The sequence below is a fragment of the Bradyrhizobium sp. CCBAU 53340 genome, assembly GCF_015291645.1.
GTDB lineage: Bacteria > Pseudomonadota > Alphaproteobacteria > Rhizobiales > Xanthobacteraceae > Bradyrhizobium.
Genome location: NZ_CP030055.1, coordinates 3,307,296 through 3,329,816, shown reverse-complemented (window position 1 = coordinate 3,329,816; position 22,521 = coordinate 3,307,296). Strand labels below are relative to the sequence as shown.

The 22,521-nt window shown below is 56.1% G+C and carries 20 protein-coding genes; 10 read left to right on the top strand and 10 right to left on the bottom strand.

The window, feature by feature from the left end:
- Positions 1-32: 32 nt before the first annotated feature.
- Genes XH89_RS15645 through XH89_RS15635 form a run of 3 tightly spaced genes read right to left on the bottom strand, consistent with a single transcriptional unit; the run spans position 33 to position 3,064 of the window.
- Positions 33-1,007 carry a restriction endonuclease gene (locus XH89_RS15645; protein ID WP_194467889.1) on the bottom strand — a complete coding sequence of 325 codons (975 nt, stop codon included), beginning with the start codon at positions 1,005-1,007 and terminating at the stop codon, positions 33-35.
- Positions 1,008-1,030: 23 nt separating this feature from the next.
- Positions 1,031-2,134: a restriction endonuclease gene (locus XH89_RS15640; RefSeq protein WP_194467888.1), complete on the bottom strand. Its 1,104-nt coding sequence runs from the start codon at positions 2,132-2,134 to the stop codon at positions 1,031-1,033.
- A gap of 9 nt (positions 2,135-2,143) precedes the next feature.
- Entirely contained in the window at positions 2,144-3,064 is a 921-nt protein-coding gene (locus XH89_RS15635; RefSeq protein ID WP_194467887.1) for a hypothetical protein, read from the bottom strand.
- 774 nt (positions 3,065-3,838) lie between these two features.
- On the opposite strand from XH89_RS15635, the gene XH89_RS15630 reads away from it, so the two are divergent.
- The 7 genes from XH89_RS15630 (at position 3,839) to XH89_RS15600 (ending at position 9,823) form a co-directional block, all read left to right on the top strand.
- Positions 3,839-4,711 carry a nucleoid-associated protein gene (locus XH89_RS15630; RefSeq protein ID WP_210345257.1) on the top strand — a complete coding sequence of 291 codons (873 nt, stop codon included), beginning with the start codon at positions 3,839-3,841 and terminating at the stop codon, positions 4,709-4,711.
- Positions 4,671-6,122 carry a hypothetical protein gene (locus tag XH89_RS15625; RefSeq protein ID WP_194467886.1) on the top strand — a complete coding sequence of 484 codons (1,452 nt, stop codon included), beginning with the start codon at positions 4,671-4,673 and terminating at the stop codon, positions 6,120-6,122. The genes XH89_RS15630 and XH89_RS15625 overlap by 41 nt, the downstream gene beginning before the upstream one ends.
- A gap of 201 nt (positions 6,123-6,323) precedes the next feature.
- Positions 6,324-6,461 carry a hypothetical protein gene (locus XH89_RS15620; protein ID WP_194467885.1) on the top strand — a complete coding sequence of 46 codons (138 nt, stop codon included), beginning with the start codon at positions 6,324-6,326 and terminating at the stop codon, positions 6,459-6,461.
- 774 nt (positions 6,462-7,235) lie between these two features.
- A complete protein-coding gene (locus XH89_RS15615; protein ID WP_194467884.1) occupies positions 7,236-7,982 on the top strand; it encodes a hypothetical protein in 747 nt (248 codons plus the stop codon).
- A complete protein-coding gene (locus tag XH89_RS15610; RefSeq protein WP_194467883.1) occupies positions 7,979-8,494 on the top strand; it encodes a GNAT family N-acetyltransferase in 516 nt (171 codons plus the stop codon). Before XH89_RS15615 ends, XH89_RS15610 begins: the two co-directional genes overlap by 4 nt.
- 236 nt (positions 8,495-8,730) lie before the next feature.
- Positions 8,731-8,910 carry a hypothetical protein gene (locus XH89_RS15605; RefSeq protein WP_194467882.1) on the top strand — a complete coding sequence of 60 codons (180 nt, stop codon included), beginning with the start codon at positions 8,731-8,733 and terminating at the stop codon, positions 8,908-8,910.
- A 139-nt stretch (positions 8,911-9,049) separates the two neighbouring features.
- The gene (locus tag XH89_RS15600; protein WP_194467881.1) at positions 9,050-9,823 is read left to right on the top strand and encodes a GIY-YIG nuclease family protein; all 774 of its coding nucleotides are present in this window, start codon (positions 9,050-9,052) and stop codon (positions 9,821-9,823) included.
- Between the two features lie 92 nt (positions 9,824-9,915).
- On the opposite strand, the gene XH89_RS15595 is transcribed toward XH89_RS15600, so the two are convergent.
- Complete coding sequence (locus XH89_RS15595; protein WP_194467880.1) at positions 9,916-10,119, bottom strand: hypothetical protein; 204 nt, start codon at positions 10,117-10,119, stop codon at positions 9,916-9,918.
- 5 nt (positions 10,120-10,124) lie between these two features.
- Positions 10,125-10,277, bottom strand: coding sequence for a hypothetical protein (locus XH89_RS15590; RefSeq protein WP_194467879.1), 153 nt, complete (start codon positions 10,275-10,277; stop codon positions 10,125-10,127).
- 270 nt (positions 10,278-10,547) lie between these two features.
- Here XH89_RS15590 and XH89_RS15585 point away from each other — a divergent pair, with 270 nt between their 5' ends.
- Together XH89_RS15585 and XH89_RS15580 are read left to right on the top strand one after the other, a co-directional pair.
- Positions 10,548-11,474, top strand: a complete 927-nt coding sequence (locus XH89_RS15585) for a hypothetical protein (protein WP_194467878.1) — start codon at positions 10,548-10,550, stop codon at positions 11,472-11,474.
- A 1,002-nt stretch (positions 11,475-12,476) separates the two neighbouring features.
- Positions 12,477-14,141 (top strand): hypothetical protein, encoded by a 1,665-nt coding sequence (locus XH89_RS15580; protein ID WP_194467877.1) that lies wholly within the window; start codon positions 12,477-12,479, stop codon positions 14,139-14,141.
- A 26-nt stretch (positions 14,142-14,167) separates the two neighbouring features.
- Here XH89_RS15580 and XH89_RS15575 read toward each other — a convergent pair whose 3' ends face one another.
- The 4 genes from XH89_RS15575 to XH89_RS15560 are packed head-to-tail and all read right to left on the bottom strand — an operon-like array spanning position 14,168 to position 21,062.
- Positions 14,168-14,686, bottom strand: a complete 519-nt coding sequence (locus tag XH89_RS15575; RefSeq protein WP_194467876.1) for a hypothetical protein — start codon at positions 14,684-14,686, stop codon at positions 14,168-14,170.
- Entirely contained in the window at positions 14,683-14,871 is a 189-nt protein-coding gene (locus XH89_RS15570; RefSeq protein WP_194467875.1) for a hypothetical protein, read from the bottom strand. Before XH89_RS15570 ends, XH89_RS15575 begins: the two co-directional genes overlap by 4 nt.
- A gap of 10 nt (positions 14,872-14,881) precedes the next feature.
- Entirely contained in the window at positions 14,882-16,807 is a 1,926-nt protein-coding gene (locus tag XH89_RS15565; protein ID WP_194467874.1) for a hypothetical protein, read from the bottom strand.
- Positions 16,800-21,062: a hypothetical protein gene (locus XH89_RS15560; RefSeq protein ID WP_194467873.1), complete on the bottom strand. Its 4,263-nt coding sequence runs from the start codon at positions 21,060-21,062 to the stop codon at positions 16,800-16,802. Before XH89_RS15560 ends, XH89_RS15565 begins: the two co-directional genes overlap by 8 nt.
- A 286-nt stretch (positions 21,063-21,348) precedes the next feature.
- Between XH89_RS15560 and XH89_RS15555 the strand changes: the two genes are divergently transcribed.
- Positions 21,349-21,954, top strand: a complete 606-nt coding sequence (locus XH89_RS15555; RefSeq protein ID WP_194467872.1) for a hypothetical protein — start codon at positions 21,349-21,351, stop codon at positions 21,952-21,954.
- A gap of 337 nt (positions 21,955-22,291) precedes the next feature.
- On the opposite strand, the gene XH89_RS15550 is transcribed toward XH89_RS15555, so the two are convergent.
- On the bottom strand, positions 22,292-22,501 hold the full coding sequence (locus tag XH89_RS15550) for a helix-turn-helix domain-containing protein (protein WP_194467871.1): 210 nt from the start codon (positions 22,499-22,501) through the stop codon (positions 22,292-22,294).
- Positions 22,502-22,521 lie beyond the last annotated feature (20 nt).

Sequence of the window (22,521 nt, the reverse complement as noted above, 5' to 3'; positions counted from 1 at the left end):
CGGTCCTCGCACCGCTCCCGACAAACAAGACATCAGCGGGGGAGCTTTATGATGAAGTCCCAAATCATCTCGTCCAAAATCAGCGTCGGGTTCTCGCCCTGCTCTTTCAGCTTCAACATCCGAACAAGATCAGCGTTGGAAACCAGCAGTATGAGTTTCCCGCTCTCCCGCATTGCTCCCTGGGCTGCACGTTTTGCACTGTCATCAGGACCCCGCCGCGAAACGAGCACGCATACAGTGCGCAAAGAGCGCGAAAACAGGTAACGCTCCGTCGAATATATCTGATCGGCCGTAATCGGCTCGGCGTAGTTTTTACACTCAAAAAGAATGGCCCGCGTCCGGAAATCCGCTCGAACCCCGTCCCAGAACGGGTCTCCGGGCTTTATACGGCAAATGAAATCATACCGGTTGCCGCCATCGCTTGTTTCGGTCTGTCGCTCAAAGCCGTAAAGGTGCGGATCGAACAGGAAGGCGGCGGTTTCCTGACAGAGGCTTTCGTACTCTTGCGGCGTCAGTCCCGCATCGCTCTCATGGTTCACTAACCTTCCGATCAGCAACTGGGCCTGCTCAATCGCCTGTTTTGATGCTTTCGGAAGCGGCTTGTCGCCGCTGGCCCCACCAAACTTCTGATAGACGTCATGGTAAGGTCTGGCTCTCTCTCGCAGCTCGTAGATGTCCCAGATACGGAATCCGGGCTGCGCTTTGGCAAATTCTTTAGCGGCGCCGCTGACTCTGCCGAACACACAAATAATGGGAGCTACGTATCCGCCTACCTGAACGAGCGGCATGAAGCGGGCATAGATATCTTGGATGTCTTGCAGCCCAAAATGAGACTTGTGCCTGATTTTGACTTCTACCGGCGATTTCAGCTCATCTTTCTCGACGATCATGTCCACTTCGATGCCGAACGCGAACACGCGACGGCGGACACGATATCCCATGTTCCGGAACAGCTCCGCAATCAAAGCCTCGGCTTCGGAAATCTCTTCTTGCACCTTGCTCGACATTACTGAATTCCAGGTATCTCGCCCTACGGCAGTATGGTGCCCTTCGGTTTTGGCTTCTTGTAATTCTCAATCCACTCGGCCAAGTCAGCGTAATTCTTGAGAGAGATTTGCCACTTGTGCTTTTGCTCGAACTTTCTGGCATCCGGCGAGAAATCCGCAGTCGTGACAAGCATCGCGCTGGTTGCCCGCTCGTCAACCAATGTGCCGTATAGTTGACGCACAAGCTGAATGCCGACAGGCCTGTCGGGCCGATATTTCTTTGCCTCGACCAGGCACAGAAGACGCCCCATCGGCGAATTCCAGTAAGCCAGAACATCCCTCCCTCCGTCCCGGGTGGCGGGCGTGAGCTCAACATCAAAGTCCATATCGTCCAGCAACTCCGCGACGATCTCCTCGAACTTCCGGTGATCGATATTGTGAATATCCTGAGGGCGTCGTTTGAGGCGATCGAGGATCTGTTCGTTGACGACAATCAATTTTGGTTTGACGGTCGCGATCAGCTTCCTTGGCGGTGCGTCAACTAATGCCTCAAGATCATAGAGAGCACCTTGAAGCTGACTCAAGACCGCGTCCGGCCCTTGTGTTTCGAGCTGGCCAGCGACGAGGCGGATTGCCAAAGGAAGGCCGCCAGTCAGCGAAAACACGGCCTCGGGAATCGGTCCATTCACCCGGGTCAGAGCTTCCAAGAGTTTACGTGTGGCGCCATGATCGAGAGGGCCCAAATGCAAAGTGTCACGCTCGCCCCCGAAGGTTTTCGGCCGTGATGTGAGAATTAGGGATCGAATGGCCTTCCAGTTGAACACCGTCCGATTCAACCGCTCGGTCGCTTCAGCGGACAAGGTAACGTCCTCGATCACGACCATGCTGACGCGCCCCCGTCGCGCTTCACGCAGAGTGTAGTCCACGCGATCAAGATCGAGCTCCGATCCTGACTGAGCCAGCACGATTGCCTCGGCCTCAGATCGATACCTCTTAAGGAATTGTCTGACGAGAGCCGTTTTTCCGATGCCACCGACGCCAAAAATTCGAGCCGTACGGCCGCGCCGCTCTGTCACCTCTGACAGCCAAGCGAGTTCTCTTTCGCGATTGATAAAGATGTCGTCCTGAGCGCCGTCCAGAAAACTCATCGCCGTATCCTAGCTGCGACAAATCCGAGCCGATTCAAAACGAAAGGTAGCCTGAAGCGTCCGTTTCCTGCTCGACCACGGCTCTTTCAGCGGTTGATGCGTCTCCCGCAAACGCCTTGATCTCGTCATGGAAGTGCTTGAGCAACTCGCATGTCGTTTCGTGTATCTCTTTTGCTTTTTGATCCTGGCTCGAGAGCCATCAAAATAGGTCGCGTGAGCCACGATCATCGCGTCGATCAGATCGTTCCGGATCTTCTCGGCCGACGCCTCATTCGCTCCTCCCTCCTTTATCCGGCGAAGGGCGACGACGTATCCGGATATGGCGTATCGAAAAACGAAAGCATTTGGGAGATGTTTAACAGCGGGTCGCTTCTTGAAAGATGGATGCGCATCAAAGAGAGCGCCAGCGAGATCAACGATGTGCCCCTTAATCTTCTTCAGAAGCTCCGGCGTGATAGGCTCATTTTTTCGCAGGATCTTGAGCTCAGCCTCCGAATAATGCTTTGCGTGCTCGGCTAGGTTGGCCGCAAACGTCTCTTGGCCCATCGCTAAGTCCGCCAGGTCTGCGGACGCGCGCTCGCATTTCGCCACGAACTGTTTGACCAACTCCTTGTCGCCCTTTCTGGCCAGATCGAGTTTTTCGCACCATGCCGCGAAGCCCTGCGTTTGCACCCTGTGGACGCGCCGGCGTTGCAAGCCGCGGCGCCTGCGTCTGCGCAGGCCGGCCACGGCATGGGTCGTCTTCAGTACAATGACCTGTTTTGGATGCTGGGTCAGCGGTTCGAGCTGGCGGCATACCGACTCGAGATCGCCAATTCTGAGCGTCTCCATGATGACCAGATCGGTAAGGACAACGCAATTGTATGGCTTCGACAAGTACTCCTTCAGCTCAGGAAACATCAGATAGTTCGTGTCGGTGACCTCGCGCACACTGCCCCCTACTGCAAATTAATCAATCCCATCAATCAATGTCGGGCGGCATGCGCTGTCGCGGCTTGATTTCCGTAGACCGAAGCGCGCCATTTGAAGAGCGCGATATCGACCAGGCTCGGCTAGTGTTACAAGTGTTACAGGCGCGTTTGGATGAGCTCGCCGAAGCAGGCTGACCGGATCCACCAAAAAGCCTCCATCGGAGAGGTCGACAACACCCGAGCGATCGATCCAGAACCGCTCCCAATCGTAAACTGATTTGGAAGGCACTACAGAGGGTTGCTTGCAGACCGGCTGCCATTTGCGGGTTTCTGGTTCACTGTTGCCATAGCTGATCTGTCGTTCGGATTGCGTCGATCGCCCCCCGGCTGCTCCACCCGGGCTTCAGTGGTGGCGCTGCGGGGTTAGACGGCACGCGCCACGCTTAACACTCCAAGGTTTACGAAGCGATTTCAACCGCCCAATACTCAAGCCCGTAGCTTCAATTTGAAGTGGAATACTCCACAAAGTGCAGGATTCTTAAGGGCATGCGAGGTAATTAGAGTGCTGAAAATTTCTTCAATTGCAAATGTTCTCTATTTGTTCTAGGAACAATATCATGGCCTTCCTTACTGAGCAGGAGCTTGAAAGCCTGCGCATTGATCAGAGTGTGTTCCATATCGTTGGCCCGGGTGAGGAGCACTTTCAGTTATTGACGGCCTTCGATGCCGGACGACATGCGGCCTTCTTTTTGGCCGTGTTCGATCCGTCAATAGCGGAAACCGATACGAGTTTTTGGAGGACGCGCCGGTCCGAGCCCAGCTCGCTCGCATCAGTCGGGACAAGGGGACTTTCCAAGAAGAGAGTGAGAAGTTGGCGACAGCATTCAACCAGGCCCACGGGGGAAGCACTGCGGTCGGCGCGTTCTTGATTTTTTCGCTCTCCTGTTCGAGCGGTCGCCTGTTTGCGCTTCTGAAATTCGAAGACGAAAAGGTTCTCAGCTACGACTACGATGTCAGTCGTGGACGCACTGGAAAGCCAAAGCCAACTTTTGGCGAGATCGAGCGAACGTTTGTGCAGAACCGGAACGCTTTGCAGAAGGCCGCACTCATCAAGCTGCATCGAGGGGGAGACCAGATCTGCGTTGTTGATCGGCAGAACCCGCAGCGGCCTGCTGCCTATTTCGAGCAATTTCTGTTGGTCCGCCGTCAGCGCACGGAAGAAGAGTTGACCAAGACAATTGTCGATGTCACGCGCAATATCGCCCAAAAGTACAAAGACACGCTTCCACCGGACACGATGAAGAATTTGGCGCAGCGTCTCTACGATGCAAGCCAGTCGGGCGGCTCTGTCGACGGCGAGAACGCTGAGAACTGGTTGCAGAGTATCTTTGGTCCACTCCCCGACGACAGTCCCGTCGTGACGGACTTTAAGGCAAAGCTGAAGCGTGAGGGAATGGCCGGAGAGTCGTTCGTTCTCCAAAAGAACGCAATTCCTCCGCCCAGGAACCGGCGGGTGGAAACGGCAAGCGGCGTCAAACTGACCTTCCCGATCGGTTTGACACCTTCAGTGGTTTCCGTGAATCGCGACAAGGGCGAGATTATCATCAAGGACACGATCACACTCGATGACTTCGAGCTCAGCACATCTGGTCGAACGCGTACGTGAGCTGGTCGCAGGCGGCGCGTTAGCGGACGAGCGTGTCGACGCCCTCGTTCTGCGCGGGCGGCTGTCGTCGGCCGATGCGCAGACGGCTTGGCTCGGATTCGCGGACGATGTGCCGTCGCCGTTCACGTCCGTGCAAGTTTATAATCTCGCTCTCGGTGGCGACCTACTCACGGGCGATGCATTCGACCCAGCACGCGAGGTCGTGATCACACTTGGAAAGCCGGCAGCCGAAGGCTGCGCGTTCTTCATTTTCCAATCTAGCATTCCACAATATTTGACGCGGCGGACGGTCTTGGCGCAAGTTGCGGCCGCCGACTTCAATTCCAATCAGGCATTCCGCACGCGTGGATTAAACGTCGCTCCTTGGGATTTTGAGCGACCGGCCGGACCTCCGGAAGCGCTGCCTGACGCCATCAATCCTACTCGATATGTCCGCGATTTTGTTCCGGATCGCGAGGTAGCCACTGATCTCAATCCATGGATCCTGGTAGCGGCGCCAGCGGCGTCATCCGCAGCATTTCAAGCTTGGGAGGCCGTTGCGGCCCGACGCTTGTTGGGCGGACTCGTGTCCCGCGTATGGCTTGAGGACGGTGAGGTCTGGTTGCAGGCCGCAGCCACACCTCCAATCTATCGTATCAAAGCTGATGATCATGCCCTGCCCGGCGCACGCCCTCAGCTGACCGAAGCGGCCTCGTGGGTTTTTCTTTCCGGGACCGACATCGAGGCGCGCCACCTGCTCTTCTCCGGAGAGCTGGCTCGCGCTAGCCGTCCTCAGCAAGATCTTGCAACGACCCTGGAACAGGCGCTCGAGGCGGCGAAAGCTGCTTATGAGGCTCATGTTCAATCAACGAGCCGTGAAACTCTGAAGGCGCTTGCTGATCTCCGCAAGACCGTCATTGATGAAACCCAGAAGGTCGCACAGCGGGCACAGGATCTCGCGGCTACCCTCTGGCGCGACCTGGCCGTCTCGGCGGCGCCCTTCATACTGAAGATCCTGGGCGACGCGACCAAGACACCGGGCGTCCTGGTTTCATCTTTATTCTACTTTGCGGCTGCGGCATTCATCGGCCTGTCGTTTGCTTTGCAGTGGCGGATCAATGGTTCATTCTTCCAGAGTCAGGCTTCCTCGCGGCGAAGCTGGATGCAAAGTCTTTACAGTTACATTTCCGTCCGCGAGCGGGAGGAAATAGCCGAAACACCGATCGAACAAGCGATGAAAAACTACCGGGAGACGCGCGCGGTATTGCTGGTGGTTTATGCGCTGCTGATCGCGGCTCTCGTTGCGTTTGGCGTACACACGCTAAGCGACGTAGCGCCCTCGCCTTCGAACTCCGCCGCTGCCTCAACCGGCTCCGCATTTGGAAGCCCGGAGCATATTTCGTTCAGCACCACCTATATTGGGGATACCTGATTTGCCTGTTCACCGGCATGAAGCGGGACGAAGTCGGTCAACTCGAGTGCGCGCAAATTCCGACCGACGGAACATTCTTCTATTTCGACCTTCGAGATTTCGATGCACGAACCGGAAGGGTCGCGCTCAAGGACGTGAGAAATCTCAAGACCAATTCCTCAGGACGGGTCGTGCCAATTCACCCGATTCTGATCGAGCTCAATGGAAGAGCTTTCCGATCAAGGCGAAAAACGTCTCTTCCCCGAATGGGAAAAATACGTCCGGAAAGACGGCACAGTTCGCTGGTCACAGCCGCTTTCGAAATCGTGGCAGTACATCAAGAAAATTCTCAAGATCTAGCGTCAGGACGTATCGCTTATTCGAGCCGGCATTTCATGGCCTAGCTCCTCGACAACGACGCCATCGCACAGCGGACTCGGGATCGTATCTTGTACATGCCGGCGATGCTCGCCGGCGCTATGGCCGCAATGGCGGCCTCGATCCCAAGGTGGCGGCTCTCATTACCTCTCTCGAGCCGCCGGTGATCAAGGCTGCGCGCGATTCTGTTGGCAGCCAAAGAAAAGGCTGATCGCGGAGAGCTGACTCTGCTGAAGACTTATCGGCGGGTTCGCTAGAGGAGAGTGGCGCGCGGGTGCTACGCGTCATCTTGTCGACAGTCGAGCGGCAATTTCGATCGAGGTATTCCCGTGCTGGCGAATTACTGCCTGCAGGTTGACGATGAGCGCACGCGGTTAGACGCGGAAGGACCAATAACTTTGTGGGCGCTCAACCGCTTCAGCTGCGAATTAAGCTCAGATGCGATAGCGAAAATATCTCGTCGGATCGTCCACGTGAGACGTCAAATGAGAGGGAGCAGGAGCCTGAGTACAATTACTCACGGTAGCGCTACGGCCAATGTCAGCAATTGTCCGTACTGGACCTCCGCCACGCTCCCGCCCTCCATGAGCGCTACTTGTATGGCTATCATCGAAGGACATTCCATCGCATAACAAACGCTACCGGCGGAGTCAGCTCGCCAAGAGCGCTTGGGCAAGACGCAGCGGGGCGCACCAGCGGAATTGACAGAATGTATGCGGAGGAGGAAGTTTCCCGAGCAATAGGAGCAGGGACGAATTGTCAGGCACGACGTTACCTGATGGGCTAACCGCTCTGCGCGACGTGTTGAAGCTGAGCGAAATCATGCGGCTCATCGAAGACACGGCGCGGTGGGTTGATCCCACGACTTTCCGGCTGTTGCCACTATGGTATCCGGAGCATGCGAGGCGGACCTATTTCTACAAGGAGAATTGGTCCAAGCCGCAGATGAACAGGAACAGGCAATCGGGTCATACGGAGCACAAGCGGGAGGGCAATGTTCACGCCAACATGGCGCTGACACATGCTCTTGGCTTGCGGTCTGACGACCGCCCGAACTGGTCATGTTGCCATATCTGGGGCATCGACGATGCGCAGTTTCAGGAAGCCAACGCGATCGTGCAGGATCGCCGCTTCTTCTCCTGTGTCGCAAACATGGTTCTGTTGCCGACCCCTCTCAAGGCTTTCACCGACACTATGCAGGATGTGAAGGCGATGTTGCGGATTTGTGCGCGGCATCTGTATGGCTGGCATTGCGACCATGAGGGTGCCAAAGAGGGGCTCGCCGCTATCGAGGCCTGGACGGATTGGAGCGCCTATCCCGAGAGCTGGCCTAGGTCCGGACGGGCGTCTTTGCCGAAAGGCGTTGCAAAGCTGGATGACGGGATACGGCGAAGCGCGGACCGCAGGCTGGCCGCGATCCGCCGGGACCTTAAAGATGCTGGACCGCACTATCCCCGCGACGAGGTGCGCGCCGCGCTGGCCTTCTGGAACATTGAGTTATGACCGAGCGTGGGCCGACCCTCGAATTGAAGGCGCCGGGCGAGTGTTCTAGAGAGGGAATAGACCGCTTTCGGGGCATGGTCCTCGAAGCCGGAGAGGTCACCGCGGGCGGGTTTGATGCGCGGATCGTGAGAGCCGAAGCGCTCGCTTTCCTGCGCATCGGGCGGGAATTGATCGGTGTAGGCGCTCTCAAAAACCCCTATCCGAATTACGTGCGTAAGGTATTTCGCAACGCACATGCGAAGGATGTCTCCAGCACATTTGATCTGGAAATTGGATGGGTGGTCGTCGCCGAGGCGCACCGGGGACATTCGCACGCCCGGCAGATCGTCGAAGCCCTGATTTCCCGTGCTGGGGGCCGCCGAATATTTGCCACGTCCGTAACAGCGCGCGTGCCGATGCATAAAGGTCTGATGGCGTGCGGCTTCGAACGTCATGGTCAGGAATGGCAATCGCAGCGCCGCCCCGACGAAAAGCTCTATCTGTTCGTCCATAGCGGCATTATCGCGGGATAAGCAGCCTGGAAGCTCATCGGCTCGATATCCATCGGCGGTGATTAAGCCCGCAATCTGTTCTCCATAGCCACCCCAAGCACGTTCTTCTCCGGCCTTGTCGCACCGTCCTCGGCATGAAGGCGCAAGCACTGAGCGCTCGTCCGCTTCGCTCCCGCCCTCCGGGCGCGCCCGCCTCCTCCGTCGCATCGGCCTCCGTTAAAGGCCGCGATTGGCGCGGCCGTTTGATGGAGGAAACGATGCTGCCGCTGACAATCGACGATCTTTTTTATCTCACCCGTGACGAGCTTTGCAGGCTTACCTTTGGCTTTGAGGATGAACTCGACCTTCTCGAATCCGGCACCGTCGCCCGGCTGAACGTCCTTGTCAGCCTCGACAACATCCGGCGTGTCATGGCCCGCCGCCGTTTGCACTTCTAAATGCAGGACGCTGCCGTCCGATTGATATTGTCCCCAACCAATAGGACGGAACCGGTCGTCCAAGGGTACGAATTGGCGTATTCTGGAGCGATTCACTTACACTCGAAACGATTTCACGCCTCGATGGATGGATTGGGTTATGGGCGAAACCGCAGAGGCAGTTCAAGCTTTGGCGAGCCTCCTGGAGCACCTTGGCGCCCCGTGGGGGTTGCCGGAAGACTGGATCATCCTTTGCGACAACGATGATCTGCGCCATATGCCAAGGACCGCTGCAAAGAAATTGCTTGCGAAAGCAAAGAAGGAAACAGCGCGCCGCTGGCTATTGGATCGTTTTGATCCAGGCGAAATGGATATGGAACTCTCGGAGGAAGCCGAGGGAGGTGACGGCACCGAGGAATTCGATGATAGGCAGTTAAAGCAACGAGCCATCAACTCAATCGATGACGTCGTATCCACGGTCATGTCATCGCGGCGGGCATACGCGAATATTCCGGTCGATCCCACGCAGTCAAAAGCTCGCGAGGCAACGGTGGCCGCGCGCCTCGTGTTTGGATTTCCCGAGGAACCGCCAGACCGGACCGACTGTTTCGATGACGATGTGCGGCGTCAGTGCCAACGTATCATCAGCGAGATTTACAACGGTCCGGAGAGATCTTCCGGGCCTGTTGTTTATCTCATCAGCACCGACAATCCGGAATTCGTAAAGATTGGATTTAGTACGTCCCTTGAGCGAAGACTGAAGCAGTTGCGGACGGCCTCGCATGTCGAGCCTACAATTCACCTGACCATCCCGGGCACGGTGTCGCTTGAACGCGAGCTGCACAGGCGCTTCCGAACCGCTCGTCATAGCCGCGAATGGTTTCGGCTGACGGACGATATCAAGAGATTTATTGCGTCAGAAAGAGATCGCTAAGAGCCGACGGGACCCCTTGCGGCCGCGAGCAGGGCGTCGAGCTGCGATCGCAGCCGGCCGGGTCGCGACCTTTGTCTTCAGTATGCCCTGGATCACGGTCTGCGGTCCGTGAGCAGGAGCTTGCTCTGTTCCCCGCCGACGAGGTCGCGCCATTTGAGGCGGGTCTTGTAAGGCTTCGCCGGTTTGAAGTCCGCGGTTGACTCGAAAACCTCGACCCGGAAAACGATCGCCTGGTTTACGGCAACCGTATCTTCGGTGAAGAGGTGCAGCCCGTGCTCGCCCGCGAACGCTTCCACGGTTTCTAGGTGAGGACGATCTCGCGGTTGAGTAGGATCAGCCTCGCCTTGAACTCCTTCTCCGGCTTGAACTCGGGATTTGCGGTCGGATCAAACCCCTCCACAAAGGCGACCTGTGCAAGGGGGACGAGTTTTCTTCCGATGGTGAGGACAGTCATTGGCAATCTCCTTTCTGGATTGAGGAGACTCTGGTCTACCGAATGAGTTTGGAATTCCCGATCGGAAGGATTGGGAATCCGGGCGGAAACGTCGGGAATGATTGTCAATGCCGCGCCGCAGGCATTCGGGCCTCGAAGATGATCCGTTTATCTGCCGAGCCGCGTCGCTTGCTCACTGTTGCGGCTATGACCTAAAACTCCAACCAGCCCGTTCCCCTAAGAGCCTTCTCATGATCGTGAATATCCCGACCCCTCAAGCCTTGGACGACGTTGCTCTCAGGCTATATTTCTCGGCTTGGTCGTCGCTCATCCGAATCCGGCAGGATTTTGATCAGGTGTGTACCGGGTGAGGACCCGCGCCCAACGAAGGGGCAATGGGGCGAGGAATGGTCCGAATATATCCAACAGTATCAACCCGAGTTGCAGGCTGTTTGCTCTGTCATTCAGCAGTCGAATGAACTCGCCTTGAAAGCGCGGATATGCGCTGTCAGCGCTTACCTGCTTCTTCTTAACAGTGACCCGAAGTTCAGTACGGTGGGACGTGATATCGATTTCTCGGAGTTGCGGACTCTCGACGCTGTCGATTTACCCGCGGCCGTCAATTCCCTCTGCGCGAAAGCGCTCAGCGACGAATATATTCAAGCCTACAATGAAATTCGATCCCTCAGGAATAAGTTTGCGCACCTTGGACATGCGGGCCAGAGGTTTCAGCCTGAAGAGCTGATTGATCTTTTAGTTCGTCAATATGTCGAACTATGGAACGGCAGGCCGTGGCTTAAGGATCGCGTTTCCTTCGCATCCCGGACAGGCCCCGCGTTCTTTCACGACGGAAAATATTCGTCCGCTGCGTCAGAAGTTATCGACGAATTGCCGTTAGATCTTGCTGCCATCAAGAAGAGCGCGTTCAAAACACTTTTCGGGATCAGCAAGACGACGCGCAGGTATCTTTGTCATTCGTGCATCTATGAGGCCACGACAAGATTTTACGAAGTGAACTTGGACAAAAGCAAGACCGCCTTCCTCAAGGACAACGCTACCCTTCATTGCCTGATGTGCGACAAAGACTATGAAATCAGACGCCAAGATTGTCGCGACCACAATTGCAAGGGCAACGTCATCAGCGAAAGCGAATATAGCAGCGGTGACGTATGTCACACCTGTGGCCAGGATCAGCAAAATCTATCGGAAGATAGCTGAGCAAGAATGCTTAGCCGTCACGCCAATTATTGCGCAGTGAATATCGGCGTATGGCGTCGACTAGGAATGTCTGGAGCCATTGGTAATGTTTTGCGCTGCAGCATTTTGCGATTGATTCTCATCTATCAAAAACGACAATGAGCCTGTTCCCTTAACCCCCTTGCCTAAGTTCAACGCGGGTCAGGATAGTTGGGGTTACCTGAATTTGGCAGGGTCTAATTTCGAGGCCGGTCCAGTGAGGTTCAAGCGAACGTGCCCCCTGTTGCTCTGGGAATATCCTTAGCAGCCGCCAAGGATTAACCAACTGCAAGTGAGGACACATGGACCCGAGGGCCGCCAGCTTAAACATAAGCGCTGACGACATCTTGGAAGGTGCTGGAGCTATCGCAGAATATCTGTTCGGATCACGTGAGCTTCGGCGAAAAGTATATTACCTGGCTGAGACATCGAAACTTCCCGTGTTCAGGCTAGGCTCGGTGCTCTGTGCACGCAAATCGGTGTTGGGCGGTTTCATCAGAGTGCAAGAGAAGCAGCCGATACGAATGCTTCATCTTCGCGCGCAGATCGCGGCACTGAACGGAACAATACGGCAGCTTCAGCAAGCCGGGCTAGATACTACAGAAGCGCGGCAACTGGTCGCCGAGCGCCGGACGGAGCTGAAGATTCCGTCGCGCCGCCATTAGCGAGAGTGTTCCCAGGGTGATTGCTTGGGCCCGAAAATCAAAGCTGCTCGACTTCGTTGCGGCGGAGAAGAGCAACGTGCTTGCGCCAGAGCAATGAGACGGCGCTGGCGGCCCTGATTGATCTGGTTCAGCACGAGTGCCGGGACCATGAGCGTGAGCGACGGCCGGCTTTTACCCCTTAGACGATTGCCGCTTCATAGTCATGAAGCCTCTGCCAACAACAATTCATTGTCACGGGGATATTGCCCTGGATCGTGGGTTCTTGCAGGATTGAGACAGCGCGCACAACGTCTCTCCATTCGTTGCTGGGATCACCGTATTGCTCGACAACCTCGACCCGACCCTTCTTGAGCCTGTTGCCAAGCCGCTCAGGGCGCCGGGCGAGTTCGGCGCATGTCTCAATCAGCTCGGTACCTATACGACTGAGCATTTCGTCTTGCGACTAAGCCCGCGGGTCCACGAACTTGTCGATGCCGTCACGAGCGGTGCTCGTGCCCCGGGAGACGTCGATGGAGAAACCATTCAAGCATATTCCACTTATTTGCACGAAACGATTCATTGGTGGCAGCATATCGGCTCGATCTCGGGTCTTATTTTGAGCCTGACCTACCCTGCGCAAGCTCACGAAAATCTGGAACACCTGGAGAAAGTCCTCAAGCTTGTCGGTCCGAAAAAATCGCTGAAGCGGTGGGCCGAAGACGCTGCACGAGCTGGTCTCACAGACGAAGATCCCGGCCTTCGAGCGGCAAACATGGCGGTCAATAACGCCGTTGACGCCGAATTCTACAAGATCGCAACGATCACACCGGCGTTGATCCCGCAGGCGATGAAAGACCCCTATTTCGAGACTGTGGGTCACTGCTATTGGATGGCCTACACGCACGCGGTGGGACTGCTGGCTGCGACAGTCGACCGTGATTGGTTGCACTTACCAGATACAGCAGGATGGCAGGAGCGCTTTATCCGCAATAGGGATGCGAAGCTGGAAGGTTGGGCACGCGACACGCAGGTACGCGTTGCCCCCTTGGGATTGCACGCACTGTTCGAAGGCCAAGCGCGAATGATCCAACTACAATTCCTGACGTTCGGAATGGCCAATCCACCTACTTTGGACGCGCTGAAGGATGCCGGCTATTTCAGAGGCGAGTATGGGAAAGCCTTCGAAAGCTTTCTCAAAGCAACGAATTCAGCGAGGCCTAATTTTGTCGATGATCCCGCGGTTGCCCTTTTCCTTCTGATTGTCGATCTCGCGATCAATCCGACCGCCGGTTTTCCACTCGATATCGAAAGTTTCGAGAATTTCATCATCGACGTCGATCCGGGCATTCGGTTTTTGCGTCTGTGCCAGTCTGTGCGAGAGGAGCACCCTGAGTTGCTGGGCCGTATCACCGAGTATTCGCGCCAAGAGTATATGCAGGTCGCCGACATGCTGACGAAGGCGTGTGGGTATGACCACCCGGGCGTGGCGCTTTCAACGATCGAAACGTGGGCGACCGCCATGCCTGGCGTTGCCGAAATTCTGGCAGAAAAGGAAACATTCCGGTTCAATCCCGGTAACGTTGTTGTGCGCGTTCTATTTTCCTATTTCATTAGCTTTTCGATAGACAAGTTGAAGCGTCCGGAATTCTTCTGCTGGCCAGGCGCCTGGCTCGCCGCGCCGCGTGTTTCTGAGAACAGCCAATCTCTGTTTCTAAAATACCTGTCCCTCTTTACCGATAGAGCGGACGATGACGGCATTTTCCCAAGGAACATCCCTGGGAAAGCCCCAGAAGCCATCACAAAAACTCTCAGCAATTTCTACGCAAACATCATCAACTATGATCTTACCCGCCAATGGATCTTAGATGAGGGCCCGTTTCGCTACGACTTTGACTGGCTGACGCAAACCTATTCCAAGGCGGAGATGGCGGACTGGGCCAAGACACGGTTTGAGCAGGTTTTCCGTGTTCACCCAGACACTTTTGAAATTCTGTCGAGCTCGTGAGCTCCTCGGCACCCACTTCAACGGAATCACTTTGGAGGTTTGCCCTTCGAATTCCTGATCCCTGGTGAATTCGACAGGGTCGCAGTGTTGAATTTGCTGCCCTTTAGACGTTCGAACCAATCCTCGGCGGCAACAGGTATCATCATTGTGAGATGTCGAAACGCTCGCAACATCTCACCATAGTAAGCTAGCGGCCGGCCCATATCTTCCGGCCCAATCACCAGATCGACAGAACGCGCGGTCTCGGCTTCCGAAGGTTTGAATGCTGCCTTGATGTGGCGGTTCGAGAAATGAATGTAGCCGCTCGTCTCACTATAGACCGGGCGTATCCAATCATTTTTCGCCCCGAGGCGCTTCTTGAGATAGCCATCTGTCAAGAGCTCACCGTCAGCCGTCTTAAGCTTATTGATGTCAGTCCCCTTGAAGACCTTTTCTGCGAATTTCTCCGGATCGGCGACCCAGAACATGGCATAGAGCCGAAGCACCGTATCCAGCTGCATGCGAATGATTGACGAGGCGACAAGCGAATTGCGCTGTTCAATCATGCTGCGGAAAGCGGCAGCTTGGGCCAGCGCACGACGAGCGATACCAATAAATAGAAATGCTGGTAGCCGACTGGCCCTCGGCAGTGCCTTTCATAGAGATCAAGTATATCAGACTCAGCTCGTTTGATGTCGGCGACGACATCCGCTGCCATGTCATCCGGCGTTTTCTTCTCCGCTTCGACCAATGATCACTCCTCAATTCGCTGAGCTAGACAATCCTAGCCGGGCCGTTGCAATCGCCCGTCCGAGCCATACTGCCAGCTCCCGATCCAAGGACTGGAGAATTCGCAAGGCATCGACCGCTTCTTCAAGGAACTTGGTCGGCGCTACGAAGGCTAGGTTTTCCAGTCGCCGAGCTAAGGCGGCGAGCGCCTCCTTACGATCGGTCCGTGCAGCTGCGCATTCTACGAGTGTCGTCACGGTCCACAACAGAACATCGACACCCTGATCGAATGCAACGCGCTCGACGGCAACCATAGTGACAGTATCGGCGATCTCGACGTCGCGGTTTTGAGCCGCAATCATGGCCGCAAGGCCGAGAGCCGCCTGCGCCATTTCCGGCGGAGTCGTTGACAGATTTTCCCGGAGCATCTGGATCGTGCTGAGGACGGCGTTGCGGGCATCGGCCGAAAAGCCAAAAGCATAGACGATGGGAATGAAGTAGAGAAATTTCTCGAGCGTCGGCTCACTTATGAACTCAGCATACATGCGGCCCACATCGGTCGCTATCGGAGGCCTTTCCGCGCTTGGCGCTGCACCTTGGAGCAGGGATGGAAACGACTGCGCCAGAGGCAAGCTATCCTTCAAGATAGAACGCTCTGCACTTTTGATTTTGTCGCGCCAGACTTCTGGCACAGCATCTCCCATTTTCTGTAGGGCGCCAAGGAGGCGGCCGTAGAGATCTGCCGCTACATGGTCAGGAGTGATCCAGTCAGCGCGCCAGCGGGCCCCGGTATAAGCGTCGTGCACGATCGAAAGATAGTAGGCTTTGCCGCGAATTCGTATCGCCCAATTCAAGAGCGAACTCTTGTCATCTGGCGAGCTACCCAGGACTCGCGCCACAAGGGAGGCATGCGCAGCTGCGACAACTCGACGCCAGAAGACCGGCTTCGTGCGAAAGTCTTCGTGCTCAGCAAGATGGGCGGTCGCTATGACAAACGCCGTTGCAAAAGTCTCAAGCTCGCGAAGAAGGCGCGCTGGGTCGTTCAACAACCGGTCAAGCAAAGCACTGCCCATCTCGATCAGCCGCTGATCGTCCGCGGCTCGATCCGCACACAGTTCAAACGCACCCGTTAGTGCAACAGGGTCGGAGAGCTCAATCAGCGCTCGCAGACTGGACAGCAGATCATCCGTATGGATTGTCCGCATAAGCTCGAAAGGAACCATCTCTGAGCTTCCGAAGCTCAATGAAATGGTATCGATGGCGGCAATAGGATCTTGGGAGATACGCCTGGAGCGTTCCGCGGCAAGCTCGCAACTGACAAAATCGGCGAGCTGTTGGGATGCCCTGTGAGCCGCAGCGAGGTTCTCCCAATGCGATGGTTCGGAAGGAAGAAGGTCGTCCTGCGAGAGTTCGCCTTTGTTGCGGGCGACTTCATGGAGGCCGGTCGCAAAACTTTCCGGGGCGCCACCCAAAATCTTGCGCGCGGCGAAAAAATCAGTTTGTGAATAATCCGGCTTGCTAACGATCGCGTTGAGCTGTTCCGCAGCGTGTTGGGTCAGCGTGTTGCCCTTCAAAGCCCCAGTGAGGAGTGCCTGCCGCGTGTCGATTTTTTTAGAGAGCAGCGCAGCTTGGGGAAACGCAATACGGTTCGTTCCGTAAGAAAGAACACCATTTCCATTCTGAATTTCGAGCTTAAGGCTGCGTTCGGCGCCGTCCGTATCCTTGAGTGATGGGATCGCCTCACCGTCGGTCGCCTTTTGAAAAGCGTCAAAAAGGCTATTGCGATCGAGGCTAACGCCATCGGGTAAATGAACTGGGTTTGAAATTCCGATACCGGACTCGCGGGCGACGGCTCCATCCGCCAGTACATCGCTTTGTAGCGTGGAACCGAGACGACGCAAGGCGAACATAGCCTTGTATCGCGCGAGTTCGGCGGGCGTGAGGTTCGGCCTATTCATTTTCGTCCCCCGCATCTTCTTCGTCCTTGCTCCACGGTGTGAGCGCAAAGCTTCGTAGATAGATGACCACCCTCTGATAGAGTTCAGGTGATAGGGAGCGGATATCGGCCATTACGACGTCATCGAGCCACTTTTGGTAGGCCGCGATTTTGTCGTCGTCACCAATTTCGACCGGTACCGCGAATCCGCCAAGCAAAGCGCTTCGGACGGCGTCCACCCAATTGGAAGGTGGATGATCGCCCCAACGACCGAGCCAGTCTTCTGGGACGATCCGCATATTGAAGATAGCTGTCGCGAGTATCCGTGCGCGTTGCTCGTCGGGTTCTTCATTCCAGATGCGCGCGATAGAGATACGAGTTGCCTGCACGTAGCTCATGAACCAGCGCATTTCGCCGGGAAATTGTGGCGTCTCCGATACCCGTGCCAAATCAAGGCTATCGCGAATGGCCTTGAACTCGGGAGCCTCGTTCTGACGATTACGTCTGGCGGCGGCCGCGAGTTCGCTGGCCGTGACTGGCATTAACATGGCGCCGACCGATCTCAGGCGGTAGCGCAACGCCCGGCATCGCTCTTCAGTCAGCGCACCGCGAGTACGGAGCTCTTCGATCAGGTCCAGCGTCGTCACCAAGCGCGCACGGCGCCCAGCGGTATCTGCCGCGAAGGGCTCCTTATTTAGAGCACGATCGTCGATGGCGACAGCATCGACATCGGTCAGGTCCGAAATCAGATTCAAACTTGATTGCATGCCATCGAAATCATTCTCATTGGCCTGCGCACGTCGGGCTCCGAACGTAACATGTCCGGCCGCATTGGCTCGCCGTACAGCGGAGCGAATATCGTCGATGATGCGGAACACTTCAGCTACGTTCAGATCGTCTTCGATCAAGGCGTTGGCTTCTTCCTCAGTCGACTGATGGATGTAAACGTCGGAGAATGTACGGAGAAACGCGGGCAGCAGGCCGGTATATTGCAGGTAAGCGAGGGCTAAGCCATCCAGGTAAACCGGGCGCGCGGGGTCAGGTATCGCTGATGAAGCCCACATCTTGTCCTGAAGACCAAAATACTGCTTGGCAGACTTCTCCGCCTCTTCATCAATTGCATTCTGATCAGCCAACACTTTCAGCAGGCTATGCATGTCGGACAAGCGATCCTCATGAGCGCTCATGTCAGCGTCGCCGGTCTCTGCGAGGCCAACACGCGCAATCGGCGCTGGCCGGATAACGATTCCGTCTGCTGCTTTTGCTTCGCGGAGGAGCGCGCTGAGCTCAACGCCAATTTCGGCGGTCAAGGCATCCTGGACGAGGGCCGGCGAACGCAAGACCTTGATCTGCCCCTTCGCAATGGCCTCGCGTATTTCGATTGACTTCCGCAGCCGCGTCTTTTGTCCGCGGCGTATCCGACGTCGTCCTTCGAAGAGTTCCGCAAAGACACCGCCCGGCAGAATGACGTTGGGGAAAGTCGCGAGGATCAGGGGCAGGATGCCGAGCCAGCCGAGCACAAGGAGCGCCGTGATGTCCAGCGCAAGGGACGTCGTCAGGCCAGGGGGCGTCGGAAGCCGGTTGCCGGCAAAGAGTGGCAGAGCGACCTTTCGCCGGGCATCAGTCATCGCGGCATTGCGGATCAGATTTCGAAGAACGATATCGACCAAGGTTGTTCGCAAACCTGGCGCAGCAACCGCAAGCGGAAACTCACCCGCAACCACCTTCGCGCTAACGAAGCGCGTGTGCTGATCCCAATCCGTCTGCTGCGCGAGAAGATCCTTGATCTCAAAGGATTGAAGTGGCCCGTCGGGGCCGGAAAGGGCAAGCGCCTTTCGGAACCACTCGTGCGATTCCGCGCGCTCCTCTTCGAGCCCTTGTTCGACATAGAGGAAGTAACCGCCCAGCAGGACATTTGGGTCGTCACCGCCCTTTGCGATGGCGGCGGCAATAAGATCCATCAGCGGCCCTTGGCTCGACGCCTGCGAGAGATGGGCAGCGCGGATGAGTGTGAGGCCGTTCGAGTCCTGTGAGGGATCAAGTGTAGCCGCCAATGGACCCGCGAGCGATTCCCATTCGCCGGTTTCGATCGCGATCGCGGCTTCGAGTTGCAGATCGCGATGTGCCGCATCGTTCTTCTCGATACGTTCTGTAATCGCCTTCGCTTCACGCACCCGGCCGAGGCGAAACAACTGCCATGCGTAGTATCGCAGGAACGGCGGATGATCCTGCAAGGAAGGATTGAGCTCAAATGTGCGGACGAAATCGTCACCAAGCCCGGCGCGCATTTCGGCTTCCGCGGCCAGTGCGATGTCGCGCGGATCTTTGGTCGCGGCAAACAGCAATTTGGCGTATTTGGCAATGCCGACATGGTCCTTTTTTGAAACGAGGACGTCGACGAGTGCCCGTAGAGTTTCGGGCGTCTTCTCCTTTTCATAGAGACGCAAATGTTCGGCGACCGGATCGGCGCCTTCCGCTTTCGCGATCTCCGCGCGAAAGCTAGCGACTTGGCCCGAATCGAAGAGCTCGAGATTGTCTTCGAGGACTATTTTCGCCGACGTCGCATCGCCACTTTTTGCGAGCGCCTGAATTTCAAGCGAAAGAATGCCATTTTTGCCAAACGAGGCCTCGGCTTGCTGGCGCTTCGCGGCGATCAGCGAAGCGAGGCCGGACGCGTCATTCTTGTTCAAGCTTATGACAAACGCGGCGCGGAGTTCGTCATCGTTCAATCCACCGAGAGCGTCGCGGCGCTGAAGATAGGTTTCGAGTGCTGCTGGCGAATAGCCATCGAGATAGGCAAACGCATATTGCACATTGGCGACTGCGCGCGCGTTGTCCTCCATGTCGCTGCGAAGCTGCGCGAGCGCGGCTTGTTTACGGGTCGGATGTAATAACTCGCACCATCTGATATAAAACTGAATAAGCCGCGGGGCATGCGTGAGGCTGAGGGTTATGGCGTAGGGAAGAGCCTCGCGAAAGTCGTCGATCGCGGCATCGAGGATGACGGAAAGTTCCTGCCCACCTATAACGGGCCGCGCGTTGCGCACATCCAGAGGGAGGCCGCTGAGGGCTGTTGCCTGTTCCGTTACCGGCAGCAGCCGCGTGAAACTGATGGCCCCCCTCAGAAAATGCAAATAGGGAAGCTCTTTGAACTGCGCCGGCGTCACTTGAGCCAGAACTCGACTGACGGAGTCCAGGTCCCCCTTCTTCAGGTAGATCGTGCAGAGAGTAAAAATGCCCAAGGCGGTTAGCTGCGCGGGTGACACCTTGTTCTCGGTCATCCAAGCGACAGCCTGATCTTCGCCTCGGTCCTTTGCCAGAATGCTTAAAAGAACCGAGCGCGAATCCGCGTCGGAGAGGTCGCGCAATATCTGAATCGCTTCATTGATGTTGCCTTCGGCGACTGCGAGGCGCGCGCGGGCTGGCGCGTCGGAATCGGCGCCTGAAAGGTTCTGGCCGGCGGTCAAAAAACTGCGCGCATTTATCAGATTGCCGCGAGCGGCGGCGGACCTTGCGGCTCGCAGTAAGATGGTGCGCCGTAGTCCGGATGACGGGGCTGAGCCCTTGCTGTCAATGATCTCGACCGCAAGCTGCGCCAATTCATCCTGTTTGCTTAACTCAGGGAAGATGGAACGTTGAAGGGCTCGCTCATAGCGGTGCGCGACATCACGTTCGATTGCTTCGGCGAGGCCTTCATCAAGAATAGTGGATTTGGGCTGCGTCGCATGATCCACGCCGGCAGGAATGACGATATTTGCGTTTTTCAATCCTTCGACAACACGCTCGGCAATCTCGTCCGGCATTGAGCGCTTCATTTGCCGAAGCGTGATAATATCGAAGTGCTTTTCTTTTAGGTAAGGAAAATCATCAATGCGGCGCGTGAGCTCACGCCAGCCGAAGACAGTTACGCGGAAAAGCCCCTCTTCCGCATGTTTCTCGGAAATCGCATTGACGTGGTCAGTGACGGCGACGTCGTTATCAGCGGTGGTTGCGATAATGTAGGTCTTGAGCGCAGGACGGAATTTCTTGGCTTCTTCGATCTCCGCATTAATTTCCGCAATTGTTAGCTTCGTCGGCGGCCAAACGCGTTTTCCTTTGCATTGAACGCCGGCGTCGGCGCCGTTTGGCTTTCCGTATATGTCGACACCCTTTTGCCGCTGGCCGCTTCGCCCGTAACGAACGAGTTCTGGGTCATTCCAAATGCGCGAAAAGAGATCGGCGCAGATCTCCTCGAATTTGTCCCAGCTTGCCGGCGGATGAAGTTGTTCGTCAGACATGGACCGATTGTTTCGACTCACCATCTGGGGCGGAGGGTAGACCTAAAGAACATTTTGAGAACAATTTCAATGTATTGGCGAAGATTGGAGTTCTTCAACCTCTTGAAAGGTGGACATTTATGAGGACTTTGATCGGCTCAACTTCCTGGGTGAAATTTTCGTATCTATCTGATATAATTATGGTTATGACAAAACACTTAGGGGACAAAAAAGAGGACATTTCAGCGGCTCTTGATCGCGGCGAGCCGGTTTCTTCCATGGAACCCCTCCTTATTCGGAGGCAAGATTGAAGTTTCACCTCATCGAATTGCCGAGTCAGCCAGACGGATATGTCAACCTCTCCAGTTCATCCGATTGGGAAGCATGGATCAGGAAATGTCTTCCGGCAGGCCTTGCTCAGGTGGTGCAAGATCGGCTTGTCTCAAATCTCAAACACATTCTGGTTGCGTTGGAGATGAAGGCTGCTCTGATCGTTCCGCATGCCAAGCGCGGCAACGGTAAGTCGCTTTTGTTCGAGCCCTACTTCCAGATGCTAAACTTCGAATTCTGCGTCGGCACGTTTTCAATCTGCGAAGGACTAGGCTCGGCACTCTGGCTCGTCGAAAACGGGCGGGATGGGTCGGCAAGCGATCGCATCGAGACGCGTCAGTGGAGGCCGTCGTTAGTGAAGAAGTTCGATCCCGAGGCGACATTGGGTCTCGATGCGGACGTCGGCAGTGCGATGAGCGTCAGAGACAAGCTTCACCAAGACAAGTTGGGTGCCCGAGAAAATATCGACTGGCATGCCTTCACGTACGAAAAGGCGTTCGTCCCGGCAGCACGCGCTATGCGAAGCTTACTGCAGGCGAATGCCAATGACGTCTCGGAGAAAACGAATCTGACCGTCGAGTAAGCAGAAGGACGAAGAGCGCAGACCGCGCAGCGTTATGCAGATTTTCTTCGTCAGCCCGCCGCCGTCTTCGTCATTGCGCTTTCTTTCGCCGTCTTTCCTTCTGCCCGCCTTTCGCGGCCTCTTTGCGTTTTTCTTTGGAGCGCTGGATTCGCCCGAGGCCGAGCCGCCCACAGTCCGCCACTACGCCTCCATCAGGTCGACGTTATCACCTTGGACCGTTCCCCTGGTCAGATGGTGTTGCCTACTCGCTTGTGGTTGATCGACCTCAATCGCGATTTCGAAGACGACCGCGAACCATTGGAGCAAAAGGCACTAAATTAGACGTTGACTGCCGCAGTTACTCAGCGAGCAACTTCGTCAAATGCACGGAGAGCGCTTCGGCTATTCGAGCCAAAACGAGGAGGCTTGGATTGCGTTTTCCACGCTCAATGCCTCCGACATAGGTCAGATCTATCTCGGCTTCGAAGGCAAGCTTCTCCTGGGTTATTCCCCGTTCTTGGCGAATCCTCCGGACGTTTTTGCCGACGATTTTGCGCCAATCCTGCATTGCAGGATCGAATACGGTCG

Coding starts and splice junctions, on each gene's coding strand:
- XH89_RS15600 (WP_194467881.1), top strand. CDS start 9,050: ATGGGCGAAACCGCAGAGGCAGTTCAAGCTTTGGCGAGCCTCCTGGAG.
- XH89_RS15645 (WP_194467889.1), bottom strand. CDS start 1,007: ATGTCGAGCAAGGTGCAAGAAGAGATTTCCGAAGCCGAGGCTTTGATT.
- XH89_RS15605 (WP_194467882.1), top strand. CDS start 8,731: ATGCTGCCGCTGACAATCGACGATCTTTTTTATCTCACCCGTGACGAG.
- XH89_RS15575 (WP_194467876.1), bottom strand. CDS start 14,686: ATGATTGAACAGCGCAATTCGCTTGTCGCCTCGTCAATCATTCGCATG.
- XH89_RS15640 (WP_194467888.1), bottom strand. CDS start 2,134: ATGAGTTTTCTGGACGGCGCTCAGGACGACATCTTTATCAATCGCGAA.
- XH89_RS15565 (WP_194467874.1), bottom strand. CDS start 16,807: ATGAATAGGCCGAACCTCACGCCCGCCGAACTCGCGCGATACAAGGCT.
- XH89_RS15625 (WP_194467886.1), top strand. CDS start 4,671: ATGACTTCGAGCTCAGCACATCTGGTCGAACGCGTACGTGAGCTGGTC.
- XH89_RS15550 (WP_194467871.1), bottom strand. CDS start 22,501: ATGCAGGATTGGCGCAAAATCGTCGGCAAAAACGTCCGGAGGATTCGC.
- XH89_RS15610 (WP_194467883.1), top strand. CDS start 7,979: ATGACCGAGCGTGGGCCGACCCTCGAATTGAAGGCGCCGGGCGAGTGT.
- XH89_RS15590 (WP_194467879.1), bottom strand. CDS start 10,277: ATGACTGTCCTCACCATCGGAAGAAAACTCGTCCCCCTTGCACAGGTC.
- XH89_RS15620 (WP_194467885.1), top strand. CDS start 6,324: ATGGAAGAGCTTTCCGATCAAGGCGAAAAACGTCTCTTCCCCGAATGG.
- XH89_RS15560 (WP_194467873.1), bottom strand. CDS start 21,062: ATGTCTGACGAACAACTTCATCCGCCGGCAAGCTGGGACAAATTCGAG.